The following is a 16208-nucleotide window of genomic DNA, read 5'->3' as shown; positions in this document are numbered from 1 at the left end:
GACAACACCGTGGCCGATCACTATCAGCTCAACTTGGGTTCATTGCGCAGCAGCATCACGCTGACCCTGCACACGCACCACGCCGCCCGAATCTGGCAAGGTCGAACCGCACGCGAAGGCGTCCATTCGATCATGGGCATGGCCGGCTACATCAGCGTCACCAACCAGATCAAACAAGCCGCAGCGCAGGACGATCCTTATGCCGATTGGGCGATCGTGCAGCTCGAAGAAAAATTGATGCAGGCCAAGGATGGGATGCTGGAACTGACCCAGCAGTTGGACCGGATCAGACAAGAGCTGCCGACGCAGATCGACATGGGCGACAACCTCAACATCCATCCCGTCACCTTACCGTTGTACATCGGCAGCCAACTGGGCTTCCTCGCCGTTTACCTGCTGACTGACTACGACACTTTGGTGCGACATACGCTGTTGGCTCATCACACCGCCTTGATCGGTCGTAGGGACATGGAAGCTTGGATCGACGACGGTGCTCATCTGCTGCGCAGCTTGTTTGGCCAGGCGCAGCGTTATCGGCATGCCGGCGTCACCCGTGATGATATGGCGGCGAATAACGCTCGTGCTCTTGCGGCTATGGAGAAGTTTGGATTACCCCCTATGGACATCATTGAGGGGCATCGCCGCTCCCAGTTCGCGCCACCCATCGTTCGTCATGGTGCTGTGGCGGTGGATGACGCTGAAGCGTTGGCGGAGAACGCGATAGAGCCATCTGCGACAGTCGATGAGCCGGAGGACGAAGTATGAACCCCGTGATCCCGACTCAACCAATGCCCCTCGAAACACTCACGCCGGATGCCTATCGACAGCTCGAACACGCTGCCTCCCTAAAAGGCCTTTTAAAACCATTTAAGGGTAAGGGGGAGCTAGAACACCTGGCGCAGGTGGCGAGGGGAATCGAGGCGCAGTTACGTCGCCTGATGGAGGCTGTGGCGCAGCACACCGAACAACCTCCTTACTCACTGCTGGATACCCGATTGGTGCTGCAGAACACCAGTGCGGGCAGCACCTTTTTGCGTTGGCGCACCCGAGACTTCGCTCGTATGGGGGTTGCGGTCTGGGAACGCCAGGTCTCCAACAAGGCCTTGCCCCAAGCCGTATGCGAGGGACTGCACCGTTTCGAATGCGAGCGTATCGCACTGAACTTGCAGATGAGCGTGGTGCATTCGCTCTACCGTCAGGCTTCAACCTGCGCGATCAAAATGGCCAGCGCCGAACGGCTGCTGCGCCAGTTCACACCAGCAGCGGAGATATCACAATGAGTACCTTTTTCGTCGGCGAAGGCAACATCGGTAGTGCGCCAGAGTTCCAGGAGTTCCCGTCAGGCAATGACGAGCCACGGCGTTTGCTGCGCCTGAATGTGTACTTCGACAACCCCGTGCCACGCGATGGAAGCTATGAGGATCGAGGCGGCTATTGGGCGCCGGTCGAGCTCTGGCACCGCGAGGCTGAACACTGGAGCACGCTGTACCAGAAAGGCATGCGTGTGTTGGTAGAGGGCCGCACCGTGCGCGATGAGTGGGAGGACAGTGAAGACAATGCGCGGGTCACCTTCAAGATCGAGGCGCGTCGTGTCGGCATCCTGCCTCATCGCGTGCAGAACGTGGCCATGCGGGAGCGCTCCAGTGAACCAGCCCAACCTGCGGCTCACGTCGGGCAGGCTACAGACCAAGCCAGCTCGCCTGCGTCGAAGTCCAAAAAGCGCAGAGGGCAGCCACCATCGGCATGACTGATTTGAGGCATAAAAATTGCGCCTTTGCGCGAAGTTCCTGGTCTGTCATTACTCGCTGCTCGTGAAGCACTGTTGTTCACGTGACTACCAGGTAGTAGCCCACCCCCAATCAAGACCGCCCTCACCGACTAATATGAGGAACCTGCCATTCAGGTTTCTCATATCTCGCCACAGCTGTTTCAAACAACGCTGCTCCGAACTCAACCCGGAGCAGTTCTATGCGTCTCTTTCTCTGCGAAAAACCCTCCCAGGGTCGTGACATCGCCAAGGTTCTCGGAGCCAGCCGACGTGGCGATGGTTGTTTCATCGGACGCGAGACAACCGTCACCTGGTGTATCGGTCACCTGCTGGAAACGGCCCCACCTGAAGCCTATGGCGATCAGTACAAAACCTGGTCGTTGGACCACCTACCGATCATTCCCGCGCAGTGGAGGGTTGAGGTCAAACCCAAGACTGTCGCGCAGTTCAAAATCATCAAACAGCTGCTCAGCGAAGCTACCACCGTCGTCATCGCCACCGACGCCGATCGCGAAGGTGAAATGATTGCCCGCGAATTACTGGAGCTCTGCAACTATCGTGGCCCAGTTCAGCGCCTCTGGTTGTCGGCACTCAATGAGGCGTCAATCCGCAAGGCATTGTCCTTGCTGAGGTCAAACGATGAGACCCTAACGCTGTATCACTCAGCCCTGGCACGCAGCCGTGCCGACTGGCTTATCGGCATGAACCTCAGTCGTTTGTTTACCCTCCTAGGACGGCGGGCGGGCTATGCCGGCGTGCTGTCGGTTGGACGCGTCCAAACGCCCACTTTGCGCTTGGTGGTTGAACGAGACCGCGCGATTGCCAGCTTCGTCTCTGTGCCGTACTGGGTGGTGGAGGTGCACCTGTCTTCAATGGGGCAATCCTTCATCGCGTCGTGGATACCGCCAAGCTCAGGACGTGACGAAGCCGGTCGCTGCCTGCAGCAGGCGCTTGCCAGCCAGACCGTCCAAGCGATTTCTAGCAGCAAGACCGCCACCGTAGTCTCGCTGCAGACTGAGCATTTGCGCGAAGCGCCACCCCTGCCCTTCGACCTGAGCACACTGCAAGAAGTCTGCTCACGCAAGTTTGGACTCGGCGCTCAGGAAACGCTGAACATCGCCCAAGCCTTGTATGAAACCCACAAAGCCACCAGCTATCCGCGCAGCGATTGCCGCTATTTGCCAGAGAGCATGTTTAACGAGGTAGCCGCGGTATTCGATGCCCTGCTCAGAATGGATCCCGCGTTACGCCCAGCGCTCGGAAGTATCGATCGATCATTGCGCTCACGAGCATGGAACGATGCCAAGATCACCGCGCACCACGCCATCATCCCCACCACCGAGCCGGCGAACCTTGGGCGGATGTCAGAACGAGAGCGCCAAGTCTACGAACTGATTCGTAGCCACTACCTTGCGCAATTCCTGCCGCATCACGAGTTTGATCGAACCGAGATCGAACTGGAGTGCGGCGCCGAACGTTTGACTGCTGTTGGCAAACAGATCCTCGTCCAAGGCTGGAAAATCTTGCTCTCCGACAGCGCCGAAGGCGATGAACCCGGTCAAAAATCCCAGGTATTGCCCGTCCTACAGCGGGGTACGCGGTGCGCAGTGGACAACGTCGAACTCAAATCCATGCGCACCGCTGCGCCCAAACCGCTCACCGAGGGTGATCTGATCAGGGCGATGAAAAATGTGGCCAAGCTGGTCAATGACCCGCGTCTGAAACAGAAACTTCGGGACACCACCGGTATCGGCACCGAAGCCACGCGAGCCGGCATCATCAAGGGCTTGATTGATCGCGGTTACTTGCTGAAGAAAAAACGTGCATTAACGGCCTCCGCAGCGGCCCATACGCTGATCGAAGCGGTACCCGCTGCAGTCGCCGATCCGGGTATGACAGCGATCTGGGAGCAAGCGCTGGATGAAATCGAAGCGGGACGTCTGACCTTGGATGCATTCGTTGCCAAGCAGGCGCACTGGATTACGCAGCTGATCGCAATCTGCGGAGCGCTTACCTTGTCGGTACCGGTCGAAGCCGGGCCGGTCTGCCCCATTTGCAACGCATCAATGCTCAGGCGGAAGGGAAAATCAGGGCCGTTCTGGTCATGCTCCCACTACCCAGACTGCAAAAGCACGGTGCCGATCAACAAAGGTATACGTCGTCCATGAGGCACCATTTGGCGCTCACATGAACCACGGGGGAAGTCGTCAGTGCATCATCAACGGCGCCTGATCCTTCTCCAAATCGTCTAGCGGTTGTCCGATTTCACGGGCCAAGGCGATGCCTGTCGCGATCCATATCTGCCCCAGTTCGTTGAACGCTTTCAGGTTAGCAGGATCTTCGTTTAGCCAATGAACAAGGCTATCGAGATGTTCGGGGCTATCAGGGCAATCATGGATCTTGATGAACAGCTCCAGTGTTCGATCCCAGATCAGGTCCGTGACGTTCTCGCGCGGCTCATCCATGCTCAACCTTGCCTCCATTTGGTCCTATCAGACCGCTCAGTCTTACTGGTCATTACGGGCTCTCATTCCTGCAGGAACACATGTCACGTCGCGACAAACAGGTATTTCAGTCAATATAACAACCCTCTAAGTCGATACTCAACCGTTAAGGATGTTCATGTCAACGGGTCTTTGCTCAACCATTCGGGTTGAATTGGAGAACTCATCACTTGGCACATAAACATCCAACCCAAGCCCAAATCGGACGCATGATCGCGAAGCACCGCACTCAGCGTAATCTGACCCAGGAGGAGGTGGCTGAACGTCTGGGGATCGGCAGCGAAGCCATTTCGCGTCTTGAGCGGGGTGTGGTGGAGCTTTCCGTGGTCAAGCTGATGCAACTTGCGGACATCTTCGACTGCCGGATGGATGAACTGCTGACGGAGTCGAGCAATCGCCCCAGCGACCAGGGCCAGATGATCGCGGGCCTGCTGAGCGGCCTTCAAGAAAGCGACCGTGCCTTTGTCCTGGCTACCGTCCAGCAATTGGCTGCTCATCTCGCCAACAAATAAGCTCATTCACTCGTATTCGATCTAGAGGACTTGAGGGTTGCCCTCTGTCTTGACGTCATCCTTACCTCTCTGCTGTAGTGCCTTTCGGATCACCGCCAACGGCGGCCCAAGACCGATGCGCTCCGGGTAGCTCGGTCGGACTCTTCGAGTTCGGAGCCTTCTCTTCTGCGGAATTTCATTCCTGTTTGTGCTCGACCTGATCGTGGTGGCGGATGACCACTGTTGCCTCTGCCAGGCAATAGCGGTCATCCGCTTCGGCGATCGTATTCAGGCCCGGAGCCCGCCGGGGAAACACTGGGTACCTTTTGTGCGCGGATGCGTGCCAGCAGGTTCCGACCCAGGCCACGACAAGGGTCGGTTGGTGAATCATGGCGCAGTCAAGCCAAGTATTGCGAGGCGCTTGCCGATTGCGTCAGACAACTAAAGGTGGCTTTTCTCTTCCTAGCCTGGCCCCCCGCCAGGCCCACTCTTCACTTTCTTCAGTCCAGTGACTACCACTGTACTCCGACCATAAAAAATCGGGTTGTAGCGTCTTGACGCTCCCCTATGACAGGCTTATACAAAGGGCGTGGTTTGCTGTCGTCGACAGCCCAGCCCAGGTAGCTTTAACCTTCAAGGCTACGCCACGCTTGTGGTGGTTTACCCAAGTGCGATCAGCGTTCGGAGGCTCGCACGATTACCGCTTCAGCGGTGATGAATGCCCACTACCCTAGGTCCGCAGACCACTGCTGCGGACTCTCTTCTGCTGCACCGCTATTCCCCAGGCGCATCGTTCTGTTTGTCATCGGCTTGCCGGTGGCGTGTCGTCATCGCTTGCCTTCACCTTAACCCACCCTGACGGGGCTCACTTCCCCGTCAGGGGTTGTGCGTCGCCGTTTTCCCTCGAAAGGAGAACCACCATGGCCCACGCCAACCAATCCCAAGAAGCGACCTCTTACTTCAATCTGCACACCGTCGGTATCGGCTACCTCAACCGTGTTCGTGAAGTACAAGTCCGGCGCGGCCAGCCGTTCATGGCCTGCGATATCGCCGCCCTGCACGGTGCAACCGATGCGGTCGAGTACACCCGCTTCGACTGCAAAGTCGCTGGAGGTGAAGCTGAACGCTTAATTCGTCTCTACATGGACGCCGTCAAAGCCGAGAAAAAGGTCTTGCTGTCGTTCCGTATCGGCGACCTGTGGATTGACCCATTTCTCTATGAGAAAGGCGGTAAACAAGGCCTGCCGGGTGCCAGCCTGAAAGGTCGTCTGCTGTTCATCGACTGGATCAAGGTCAATGGCACGTTCGAGTACAAAGCACCTGCCAGGCAGGAGGCAACAGCACCTGCTGAGCAAGCGCCGAACAGTGAGCCATCCCCAACGTCAGCTGATGCCGACGCTGAGGATACCGACAACCCAACGGAGTCCAGGATTGAACCTGAATCTCCACTCGCTCCCCGCACAGCTCGCCGTGTCGCCACACGTGCTGTTCAGTCCGCCTGAACAATCCACGAGGTGTTACATCAAGGCGCTCAATCGAGCGCCTTTTCTTCAATTTGCACAGGAGAACCAATATGGAATCCTTCTGGCTTTGCGATGACTGCCTCTTCGCTGCGGCTTACGAGGACTACAGCACGTTATCGCTCTACTACTCGACGGATGAGATCGAGAAACGCATCGCCGGTCTCCATCGCGGACTGGTTCGGTTAATGCCCTTCAGTGCCGACTTCGATCCCGAAACTGGCTGGGGAATAAGACCCCTCTCCCCGTTGCCCTGCGACGGTTGTGACTCCCATCTTCGCGGACAACGCCATCGATTCACACGGCTATAAACGGCGCGCCGTCGGGCAATGCCGGTCACTCTATATCCACCTTGGGGACACCACTCCCCTCGGGCGTGTGCCCCTGATTGCTCCCTTCGGAGGTACCTCATGAGCACCCAACTCACACTGATTGAAACCTCGGATGTCGAGGCTGATCGCATTGCCCAAGAAAACCGGCTGATCAAAGAAGCGTTGCATATTCTGGATCGTCGGCTGTTCACTCGCGGCCCAAACCTGACGTCACCTGACGCCGTGGCCTCTTATCTGAAACTTCATATTGTGCAACAAGAGCATGAAGTCTTCGGTGTGATTTTTCTCGATGCCCGCCATCGCGTTCTGGCATTCGAGATCCTCTTTCATGGGAGCATCGATGGCGCCAGTGTTTACCCCCGCCAAGTCGTCAAGCGCTCCCTCGCACATAACGCAGCCGCTGCCATTGTCGTTCACAACCACCCCTCCGGTTGCACGGAACCTAGCCTGGCGGATCGCGCCTTGACCGCACGACTGAAAGAGGCCTTGGACTTGATCGAAGTGCGCTTATTGGATCACTTCATCGTAGGCGAAGGTCGTCCTCTCTCCCTTGCCGAGCATGACTGGCTTTAACCCCCCAATAGGCGTCTTCGGACGCCTTGTTCATTTCCTTCTGGAGCACCCTCATGAACCCTTCACCCCAACCCCCAGCTCTGCTGGAAACATCAAACCCATTTGCTCGCGGCTACGACTACTTGCATATTGAACGACTGCTACAGATCACCTACGCAAACGACTGCCCTCCCTGCTTTCGCCCCGTACATGATGCACAAGCCCACCTGCCCGACGATGCGTTAGAACTGTTTCCCTGCCTGTTCAATGACGACTTCGCTCTGATCAGCGAGGGTCAATCCATTCCGGATGAATTGAATGAACGCTGCCAGTCCATCGGGCTGGTGCGACAAGTGATCTATGCCGTGACTGGCGAAATGCTCAACGAACGACATCATGTCGGTGACCTGTACTCCTTGGAAGAAGCCCAAGCCATGGTCCATCGTTTGAGCTTCGACACAGGACACTACAGTCGAGCCTGGGAGATCAGTACCGCACACCTCACTGACGAAGCGCTGCGCCACCTGGAAAGCTGGGTTGGCAATTTCGACTCCAAGCCAACCGGACTGCTGTTTGAACCCTTTGCCCTGCCAGACTGCAATGGCGTCGGATGTAAGCTAATCGGCACGCCCTGGGCCGACGATAACTTAGTGCAGATCGAGGGCAATCCTTACTCGTCGCTGAGGCAAGAACAGCTCGACGCCGGAACGCCGGAAGCCTTGGTCAACGTACTGTATCTAGCGGCATTGGCGGATGTGAGGTTGTTGATCTTCGACCCCGACGCCGCCGTCTTGGATGGGCTCGCGATTTTTGATGAATAGCAACGAGTTCAGCGTTAACACGATCCACCTTGAATCAACTTCCTCACTGAATCGCTCCTTCACCTCATGTCAGGTTCTGCACTGAATCTGACATGAGGTTTTTTCCATGGAGCGTTTTTTCACGCCTGTCTGCCTGCTGGGCTTGTTGAGCGCCTGCACCGCGCCAATCCCAACCCCATTGCCGACTCATCCAGAGATTGACGGTGGCTCCAATCGACCCCAGTTATCGAGGAGCCCAGCCGACGAAAGCCATCCGTCAGAGCTCCGCTATGGCCGCTATACGCTGGTCAGCACCGAGCCCACCACGGAACAACGTGATCTTCTCGCTCAAATCGTTGACGTGAGCATTCCGTCCAACCTGAATCCTTCGGTACAGGAAGCAATGCACTACGTGCTGCAGCGCTCGGGTTATTCGCTCTGCCCTGCCGAGGAACCAGTGAAAATACTGTTTACCCGGGCTCTGCCCGCCGCCCATTACCGACTCGGCCCGATCTCATTACGCAACGCGCTACAAGTGCTGGCAGGCCCCGCATGGCAACTCACGACCGATGAGGTCAGCCGTTCGGTCTGCTTCGAACGGGAGAAAAATGACGCTGGCACCGTGCAGATCACACCAACCTCGTCCCATCAGTCGGAGGCACGCCCATGAAAGCCTCGACGTTTCAAACCCTCATTGTCGGCTCACTTTGCCTGGCGGTCTCCGGGCTGAGTGGTGGTTTGTATAACCAGTATCAACGCGTGACCGAGCTGGAAAGTGCGAACACCCAACACCTACAGGCCCTGGACACCCTGCAACGTGATTCAAGCACTCTCATGGATGCACAGGAAAAGCTGCAGTACGCACTGAAAGACCTGAAGCAGATGGTCGATACCGGTGAACAACAGGCCAATACCCTCGATCCGATGCTGGATCAATGGGCGCAAGAGATACAGGAGCTACGCGACGGTCTGGCAGACCGCGCCACCGAAGCCGACATGATCGCGCTACGCGCACGACTTGAGCACGTCGAGCAGCAACTCCTGGACATCAAGACCCAGCCACCACTCCCACCACCAACGCCCTCCTCGGTCAAGCCGAATAAAGCCGCTCGCGCCAAACCTACCCCGCTCTCACCGCCATTCTCCGTGTTGGGTGTCGAATCTCGCGGTGGCGAGCGCTTTCTGGCCGTCGCTCCTCCTCATAGCCGTTCGCTCAAGGATATCCAGTTGCTGCACAGCGGCGAGCAGCTAGGCACATGGCACCTGAAGGTGCTGGAGCCGAACACGGCCATCTTCGCGGTGACCACTCAGCCAGACCAGACCGTGCAACTCCCTTGAGAAACGATCATGAACCGAGCGCTACTGTCCCCCGTCGTCTGTCTCGTTTCACTGCTTAGCACGGCCGCTGCGATGGCTAACCCTGTCACGACACCGTCACGGGTCCAGGACACACAGTCCACTCCGCTGGGGCGCTCGCACCCTGAACAGGCGACAAGCTGGGGTCTCACGGAGCAGGAGTGGACACGCTTCGAACAGATCCAAGCCAGCCCACGTGGTTTCTGGAGCCCGAATATCGATCCGCTGACTGCGCTCGGCGTCGAGGCAGAGACCGACCAAGAACGCCAGCGCTATGCCGAATTGCAGGTGGCGTTGGAAGCCAAACGCGCCGAGCGCGAGTTGGCTTACCAAAACGCTTACACCGCGGCTTGGGCCAAGCTGTTTCCTGGGCTGTTGCCGATTCAGGGTATGGCATCCCCGCCCACCGCTAGCTCACCGGTAGAGCCGCGCCGAGCTTTGTTTGTCGAGGACCATTGCCCAGCGTGTACCACCGAAGCGCAGCGTCTGCAAAGCAGTGATACGGCGTTTGATATTTATCTGGTGGGCAGCCAAGGCGAGGATGAACGCGTCCGTCGCTGGGCTCGGCAAGCGGACATCGATCCGGCCAAGGTTCAGCGCCGGCAGATTACCCTGAACCATGACCGAGGTCGCTGGTTCAGCCTGGGTGCTGCGGGGCCATTGCCCGCCACATTTCAACAGGTGAACGGACAATGGCAACGCTTAGACTGAGTGGACTTGCGCTCATGCTGACGATGCTCGCAGCCCAGGCTGACGAACTTCCGCCGCCTGCCTATCAACTAGCGGCGCATGACGCCAGCATCCCTTCAAAGGTGCTGTTCGCGATTGCGCTGCAGGAGAGTGGTATCCGCGTCCGTGATCAACTGCTGCCCTGGCCCTGGACCCTGAACATCGCAGGAATACCTTACCGATTCACCACCCGAGCGGCCGCCTGTCACGCCTTGCTTCAAGCACTCGCCCGGCATGACGCCAAGCGAGTTGATGTCGGTCTTGGACAAACCAACCTGGGTTACCACGGACAACGTTTCCCCAGCCCTTGCGAAGCCCTCGATCCCTACCGAAATCTCGCCGTGACTGCCGCGCTGTTGCAGGAGCATCACGCCGCTACCGGTGATTGGGTGTCAGCTGCCGGCCGCTACCACCGCCCGGCAGGAGGAACGCCGGCCGCGCGTTACCGCGCCGGCTTTTCGCGACAACTCGAACGATTGCAGGTTTCCTTCAAACAGGGCACGCCACCATGAAGCGAATACCCCTTATCTGCTATTTCATCCTGCTCTTGGCTACTTTCGCCCAGCCGGTACTGACCGTAGCCGAGGATCAGCCTAGCGACTTCACCCGCCTCCATTTTCAAGTTTCCGGGCTGCCAATAAACCACAAGATCCAGCTTGATCGGGCCATACATGCAGACTTGTCCACCTATGCCGATGAAGCCTGGGTACTGCCCATCCGCAGCGCTCACTTGAGCCCCGGCCAGATCACGTCTCGTGCCCTGAACATGCCGGGCTTACGACCATTTTTCCTGGTCGGTGAGGATCCCCAATCGTTGGCTTGGTTGCATCAACGTGCGGCTGAACTGCAGGAAATGGGGGCCGCTGGTCTCGCCGTCGAAGTGACCGACGCTGAAGCCCTGGCCCGGATTCGAGCAGCCGCTCCGGGCATCACTATCCTGCCGGTCAACGGCAACGACATTGCCTCCCGCCTGCAGATTGAGCACTACCCCGTCTTGATCACCGCCACCTCACTGGAACAGTGAGTACAGGTCATGGCTGAGCATGCGATGGAGTCCAAGCTCCGGCCAGCGGTAGAACTGTACACCGTAGCGATCTGCATCGCCGCCGCGGTGTTGTGCGTGTACTCGCCCTGGGCTGTAGCTCTATCACCCGAGATCGGTCTGGTTGCTGCGCTGGCCTATGCCTTGTTCGGCCTGATCCGACTGCGACAAGCCTGGGAGGTGCTGCGCTATCGGCGCAATATCCGTCGGTTGCCCCGCTACGAACTGACCAGCCGGCAGATTCCGGTCAGCCGCAAGCGTCTGTTCATGGGCCGCGGCTTTCGCTGGACCCGCCTGCACACCCAGCGCTTGGTCGAGGCGCAGGATCCGGCTGTCGCGCACTATGTCGACCAACCTCCCCGTTACCGCCTGGCCCGCGGACTCGAACGTCGGCTGGAACATGCACCGTTTCCACTCTCGACATTGGCGCGTGTCACGGCCTGGGACAGCGCTTTCAATCCGTTGCGCCCGTTAGCACCGGTCGGTGGCTCGTCGCTGTTGCATGGGGTCGAGCCCGATGAAACTGAAGTCGGTCTGCCGCTGGGTGAACGAGTCGGACACACCTTGGTGCTCGGTACTACTCGTGTCGGTAAGACGCGACTCGCTGAGGTGTACATCACCCAGGACATTCACCGCATCGACCATGAGGTAGTCATCGTCTTCGACCCTAAGGGCGATGCCGACTTGCTCAAGCGCATGTACGTCGAAGCCAAACGCGCCGGCCGAGAGAAGGAGTTTTATGTCTTCCATCTGGGCTGGCCAGAGATCTCCGCTCGTTACAACGCCGTGGGACGTTTCGGGCGCATTTCGGAAGTGGCGTCACGCATCGCCGGACAGCTCAGTGGTGAAGGTAATTCTGCAGCTTTTCGTGAGTTCGCCTGGCGTTTCGTCAACATCATCGCCCGCGCTCTAATTGAGTTGGGCCGACGCCCAGACTACCTACAGATCCAACGACATGTGGTCAACATCGATGCATTGTTCATCGAATACGCCCAGCAGTTTTTCGCCAGAACCGATCCGAAAGCGTGGGAAGTGATCGTCCAGCTTGAAGGCAAGCTCACCGAGAAGAACATCCCCCGGCATATGGTGGGACGCGAAAAACGGGTGGTGGCCATCGAGCAATACCTGGCGGCGAAACGGGTGTTTGATCCGGTGCTGGACGGATTGCGCTCGGCTGTGCGATATGACCGTACTTACTTCGACAAAATCGTTGCCTCGCTATTACCGCTACTGGAGAAACTTACCACCGGCAAGACCGCCCAGCTACTGGCTCCCAACTACACCGATTTAGATGACCCGCGGCCAATCTTCGATTGGATGCAGATCATCCGAAAACGCGGCATCGTCTACGTTGGTCTGGACGCGCTGACCGATGCAGAGGTCGCCGCTGCTGTGGGCAATTCCATGTTCGCCGATTTGGTCTCAGTCGCAGGCCATATCTACAAACATGGCATTGACCATGGCCTACCCCAATCGGGCGGCACCGGCGGCAAGCTGCCGATCAACCTGCACGCTGATGAATTTAACGAGTTGATGGGCGATGAGTTCATCCCGCTGATCAATAAGGGCGGCGGTGCCGGTATCCAGGTAACCGCCTACACCCAGACCCTCAGCGATATCGAAGCACGTATCGGCAACCGCGCCAAAGCTGGCCAGGTCATTGGTAACTTCAACACTCTGCAGATGCTGCGGGTGCGCGAAACCGCCACTGCGGAACTGCTCACCCAGCAGTTGCCCAAAGTTAACGTGCTGACCAAGACCCTGGTGTCGGGTGCGACCGACACCTCCGACCCTGAAGCCAACACGGACTTCACCTCCTCCTCGCAAGACCGTGTCAGCAGCACCAGTGTGCCGCTGATCGAGCCTGCTCACATCGTCAGTTTGCCCAAGGGGCAAATGTTCTCCTTCCAGGCCGGTGGGCAGCTCTGGAAAGTCCGCATGCCTTTACCTAAACCCTCCAACGACGACGCCATGCCCAAAGACCTGCAGGAACTCACTCAACGGATGCGGGCCGCCTACAACGCGCAGGCGGGACAGTGGTGGACTGCGAGCGGGGGCGGCCCAACAACACACTTCGATTTGGATCAGGTGGGATAACCCGCCCCGCTGCAGGTTTCGATTCAGCAGTAAACGATCCAGCAGGCGTCGTGCCCACATCAACTCTGCAGCGCGCAATGGAGTGAACGATGGCGACTTCCGCACAGAACACGCCGCCACAACCGATCCAGCGCCCAGGACTGATTGTCTCGGCGATCAGCCAGGTACTGCGCATCATTGGCTTGCTGATCGCCTCGTTGCTGTTCTCGATTCTGATTGAGTTCGCGGGCCTGATGCTCTTCTGGGGTGATCAGGGCTGGCGACACAGCCAGGCCATGCTAACCAATGAGTTGGGTTGGCTCAGCGACCACTTCAAATCCTCACTCATCATTCAACAACCCGGGCAAACGATTGTCCAGGTGCTGGATTTCCTCAATCAGTGGCTACTGGTCAACACCGGCTTTGCGGACTTTGCCCAGCAGGCGCGGGTATCGAGCCAGGGTAATGGCTTCTGGAGCGGGATCAATCGGCTCTACGTAAGCATTGAGGATTTCGTGCTGGCGGCGGTGTATGTAACATTTACCTTCGTGGTGCACCTGTTCATTCTGGTCCTGGCTACCCCTCTGTTTCTGCTGGCCATGCTCACCGGTTTTGTGGATGGCCTGATGCGCCGAGACCTGCGAAAATTTGGCGCTGGGCGAGAGAGCAGTTTCGTCTATCACCGTGCTAAGCGGGCAGTGACACCATTGCTAATCGTGCCCTGGATTATTTACCTATCACTGCCCTTTTCGCTCAACCCACTCGTTATTTTTGTACCGTGCGCCGCGATGCTTGGGGTAACAACGGCAATCACTGCGGCGACATTCAAGAAGTACCTTTAAAATTTTACGACTGCACTGTGGATCAATGCACTAGCTATGATTGGCATTGGAAATTGCCACTTTACAACCACTGGCGATTGTATCCACAAAATCCTTCAACATAGGCTGAATCCATTCCCCACGCTTCTGGTGTTCCGAAAATGGTTTTGAAAACATAAAATTGACCATATCTCTAGTCTGTTGCTCCGCATTTGGGCTCCCGAATTCGACTCCCATACTCTCGAAGTACGAATGTCTATGCTGAAGAACCTCTGCGAGTTTAGCGTCCAGCGTCTGTCCCACCAAAACATAACCGGCCCTGTCTTGATACTGTCGAGAGCCATCACACACTTGTAACATGTCGATATCCCCTAACCCTGACAAAGCCCCCTTTTTATTAAACTCGTTGAGATCAGCTAGAGCATCAGACAATGGACCGCTACCAATCGGCATTGCCTCGGGGTTATGCTGTGACTCTCGGATGATAGACTGTTCAACTCGACTAGCCAGCACAAACTTAACATACCCTGGGCTAAAGTATTTCAGTGGCAAATCATCGGGTATCTCACGATATGCAATACCCAAGGGAATTTTCACACCGAAAGGCGCCTTGAGATCAGTCCTCCAACTCCTCTCTTTAACTTGCTTAAAGTACTTTGTCAGATATAAGTCATCAGCACGGATTGCCACAAGACTCTCCACCAAATCCTCTATAGACTTAAAACCTACCCATGTCATACGTAGACCTGTACCAACGAAAAACACTTGCAGTTCTTCGAGTGCACATAACGCCTCTTCAGCCGTAATATCCCCCCGACGCCCCATATGTTCATAGAGGGCTGCCGGCGTAACGGCCAAATACGTCTCGCGATCGCTCCAACCTGTTACAAACCTAGTGAACACAGTATAGGACAATGCCTGCAGATCGCGGTTAGCATCAGTCAACCTGTGTTTAAAGGACTGAATAATACTATTATCGAGCACCAGATGCATCGGCCCTTCGAGCTCGTAACTTACTGCATACTTCCTTGCAAATGTCGCAGTTGACCTAAAGAATTGCAAAATCTCCTCATCAGAGCGCCCAGCCAGGCTTTCAGCAACTTCAACTACAACTCTATCCTTAATTCCTTCCAGCACTTCCATAGCTCCATAATGACAACTGAAATCAAAAACCGATCACACCCAGCTCGAATAATCTGCTGACGCTCTCTCTTCCCTCGGAGATCTTAATTCCAGACCAATGTCGGGACCAACAAAAATGTCCGTTTTTCCTATTCGTTTTCTCATGCTCACTCTGATTGCGGCTCACAGCGACAGCTATGCAGCGGGAGAGCAGGAGCAGCAGCTCACTCTACTCATCCGACAGCTCGATACCCTCGACACGTTGGTACAACGGGCGTCACGTTCTGAAGCACCAGAATCAAATACACGTTATCGCTTTGACTACCCTCGCCTGACTCACGATATCCAGCGTATTCGCCAAGGTGTGAAGGGCTATCTATCCCCTTCCCGTGCGCAACCCCGCGATCCAACTGAGTTGGTCGGCGATTACCGACTCGACATCCCGTCCGCGGAGTCCTCGCCATGAGCATGACTGACGCCCAGACCGCGGCCTTCCAAAACGCATCCGGCTTTTCGGCGCAGAGCAGTTCGACACTTTGGCTGTCTCTGGTTCTCGTCCTGGCTTTGCTGTGGTGTGCCTGGGTGATGTGGACGGCTTACCGTGGTTGGGCGAGCGGCAGCGTGCGATTCGGTGCCTTCGGCGGCAGCGCCGCGCGCGTCTTGCTCGCCCTGCTCGCACTGATGTTCTTCACCCTGTCCTAATCCAGGAGATCGCCGCCATGCTCAAGTGCCTTGCCCCCCTGAAAAACAACCTGCGTGATTGTGCCAGTCAGCGCTTGATTGGTCTGCTGCTGGTGCTCGGTCCAAGCTTGGCTTTTGCTGAACTCCCGACCATGGAAGCCCCGTCGCGTGGTGAAGGTTCCGGGTTGATCGAAACGATCAAAAACTACGCCTACGACGGCGGCATCCTGCTCGGCCTGCTGATCGCCCTGCTCGCTTTCTTGGGTGTGGCCTGGCACTCGCTGACGGTGTATGCCGATGTGCAGAACCAACGCAAAACCTGGAAAGATCTCGGCGCTGTAGTCGGCATTGGCGCCCTGCTGGTGGTGATCATCATCTGGTTCCTGACCAAGGCCGCCGCGATTCTGTGAGGTC

21 protein-coding genes are annotated in these 16208 nt (G+C 57.1%); 19 read left to right on the top strand and 2 right to left on the bottom strand.

Annotated features, from left to right (window positions below; genetic code table 11):
- Positions 1-9 precede the first annotated feature (9 nt).
- From AC4IHP_RS05850 to AC4IHP_RS05835, 4 genes are all read left to right on the top strand, one after another.
- Positions 10-765: a PFL_4669 family integrating conjugative element protein gene (locus AC4IHP_RS05850; RefSeq protein WP_490831136.1), complete on the top strand. Its 756-nt coding sequence runs from the start codon at positions 10-12 to the stop codon at positions 763-765.
- A complete protein-coding gene (locus tag AC4IHP_RS05845; RefSeq protein ID WP_490831135.1) occupies positions 762-1280 on the top strand; it encodes a DUF3158 family protein in 519 nt (172 codons plus the stop codon). The genes AC4IHP_RS05850 and AC4IHP_RS05845 overlap by 4 nt, the downstream gene beginning before the upstream one ends.
- Positions 1277-1747 carry a single-stranded DNA-binding protein gene (locus AC4IHP_RS05840; protein ID WP_490831134.1) on the top strand — a complete coding sequence of 157 codons (471 nt, stop codon included), beginning with the start codon at positions 1277-1279 and terminating at the stop codon, positions 1745-1747. Before AC4IHP_RS05845 ends, AC4IHP_RS05840 begins: the two co-directional genes overlap by 4 nt.
- Before the next feature lie 221 nt (positions 1748-1968).
- Positions 1969-3936: a DNA topoisomerase III gene (locus tag AC4IHP_RS05835; RefSeq protein WP_490831133.1), complete on the top strand. Its 1968-nt coding sequence runs from the start codon at positions 1969-1971 to the stop codon at positions 3934-3936.
- Positions 3937-3975: 39 nt separating this feature from the next.
- On the opposite strand, the gene AC4IHP_RS05830 is transcribed toward AC4IHP_RS05835, so the two are convergent.
- Positions 3976-4233: a hypothetical protein gene (locus AC4IHP_RS05830; RefSeq protein ID WP_104996133.1), complete on the bottom strand. Its 258-nt coding sequence runs from the start codon at positions 4231-4233 to the stop codon at positions 3976-3978.
- A gap of 209 nt (positions 4234-4442) precedes the next feature.
- On the opposite strand from AC4IHP_RS05830, the gene AC4IHP_RS05825 reads away from it, so the two are divergent.
- From AC4IHP_RS05825 to AC4IHP_RS05770, 12 genes are all read left to right on the top strand, one after another.
- A complete protein-coding gene (locus AC4IHP_RS05825) occupies positions 4443-4784 on the top strand; it encodes a helix-turn-helix domain-containing protein (RefSeq protein ID WP_490831132.1) in 342 nt (113 codons plus the stop codon).
- A gap of 899 nt (positions 4785-5683) precedes the next feature.
- Complete coding sequence (locus AC4IHP_RS05820) at positions 5684-6265, top strand: STY4534 family ICE replication protein (RefSeq protein ID WP_490831131.1); 582 nt, start codon at positions 5684-5686, stop codon at positions 6263-6265.
- Positions 6266-6336: 71 nt separating this feature from the next.
- Positions 6337-6594 (top strand): hypothetical protein, encoded by a 258-nt coding sequence (locus AC4IHP_RS05815; RefSeq protein WP_490831130.1) that lies wholly within the window; start codon positions 6337-6339, stop codon positions 6592-6594.
- 99 nt (positions 6595-6693) lie between these two features.
- Complete coding sequence (gene radC, locus AC4IHP_RS05810; protein ID WP_490831129.1) at positions 6694-7188, top strand: RadC family protein; 495 nt, start codon at positions 6694-6696, stop codon at positions 7186-7188.
- 53 nt (positions 7189-7241) lie between these two features.
- Positions 7242-7988: a DUF5983 family protein gene (locus AC4IHP_RS05805; protein ID WP_490831128.1), complete on the top strand. Its 747-nt coding sequence runs from the start codon at positions 7242-7244 to the stop codon at positions 7986-7988.
- Positions 7989-8094: 106 nt separating this feature from the next.
- Positions 8095-8637, top strand: coding sequence for a PFGI-1 class ICE element type IV pilus protein PilL2 (pilL2, locus tag AC4IHP_RS05800; RefSeq protein WP_490831127.1), 543 nt, complete (start codon positions 8095-8097; stop codon positions 8635-8637).
- On the top strand, positions 8634-9305 hold the full coding sequence (locus tag AC4IHP_RS05795) for a chemotaxis protein (RefSeq protein ID WP_490831126.1): 672 nt from the start codon (positions 8634-8636) through the stop codon (positions 9303-9305). The genes pilL2 and AC4IHP_RS05795 overlap by 4 nt, the downstream gene beginning before the upstream one ends.
- A 9-nt stretch (positions 9306-9314) precedes the next feature.
- Positions 9315-10034, top strand: a complete 720-nt coding sequence (locus AC4IHP_RS05790) for a TIGR03759 family integrating conjugative element protein (RefSeq protein ID WP_490831125.1) — start codon at positions 9315-9317, stop codon at positions 10032-10034.
- Positions 10016-10564, top strand: a complete 549-nt coding sequence (locus AC4IHP_RS05785) for a lysozyme family protein (RefSeq protein WP_490831124.1) — start codon at positions 10016-10018, stop codon at positions 10562-10564. The genes AC4IHP_RS05790 and AC4IHP_RS05785 overlap by 19 nt, the downstream gene beginning before the upstream one ends.
- Positions 10561-11076, top strand: a complete 516-nt coding sequence (locus AC4IHP_RS05780; protein ID WP_490831123.1) for an integrating conjugative element protein — start codon at positions 10561-10563, stop codon at positions 11074-11076. The genes AC4IHP_RS05785 and AC4IHP_RS05780 overlap by 4 nt, the downstream gene beginning before the upstream one ends.
- A gap of 9 nt (positions 11077-11085) precedes the next feature.
- A complete protein-coding gene (gene traD / locus AC4IHP_RS05775) occupies positions 11086-13191 on the top strand; it encodes a type IV conjugative transfer system coupling protein TraD (RefSeq protein ID WP_490831122.1) in 2106 nt (701 codons plus the stop codon).
- An 89-nt stretch (positions 13192-13280) separates the two neighbouring features.
- The gene (locus AC4IHP_RS05770) at positions 13281-14012 is read left to right on the top strand and encodes a TIGR03747 family integrating conjugative element membrane protein (RefSeq protein ID WP_490831121.1); all 732 of its coding nucleotides are present in this window, start codon (positions 13281-13283) and stop codon (positions 14010-14012) included.
- Between the two features lie 30 nt (positions 14013-14042).
- Here AC4IHP_RS05770 and AC4IHP_RS05765 read toward each other — a convergent pair whose 3' ends face one another.
- A complete protein-coding gene (locus AC4IHP_RS05765) occupies positions 14043-15134 on the bottom strand; it encodes a hypothetical protein (RefSeq protein ID WP_490831120.1) in 1092 nt (363 codons plus the stop codon).
- Positions 15135-15249: 115 nt separating this feature from the next.
- Here AC4IHP_RS05765 and AC4IHP_RS05760 point away from each other — a divergent pair, with 115 nt between their 5' ends.
- The 3 genes from AC4IHP_RS05760 to AC4IHP_RS05750 are packed head-to-tail and all read left to right on the top strand — an operon-like array spanning position 15250 to position 16204.
- On the top strand, positions 15250-15579 hold the full coding sequence (locus tag AC4IHP_RS05760; protein ID WP_490831119.1) for an integrative conjugative element protein, RAQPRD family: 330 nt from the start codon (positions 15250-15252) through the stop codon (positions 15577-15579).
- On the top strand, positions 15576-15815 hold the full coding sequence (locus AC4IHP_RS05755; protein WP_103408638.1) for a TIGR03758 family integrating conjugative element protein: 240 nt from the start codon (positions 15576-15578) through the stop codon (positions 15813-15815). Before AC4IHP_RS05760 ends, AC4IHP_RS05755 begins: the two co-directional genes overlap by 4 nt.
- A gap of 17 nt (positions 15816-15832) precedes the next feature.
- Positions 15833-16204, top strand: a complete 372-nt coding sequence (locus AC4IHP_RS05750; protein WP_490831118.1) for a TIGR03745 family integrating conjugative element membrane protein — start codon at positions 15833-15835, stop codon at positions 16202-16204.
- The last annotated feature ends 4 nt before the right edge of the window (positions 16205-16208 follow it).

This window comes from Pseudomonas sp. UF-293 (assembly GCF_058245595.1).
The sequence above is the reverse complement of the archived record's forward strand: the minus strand, read 5'-3'. Positions and strand labels throughout refer to the sequence as shown.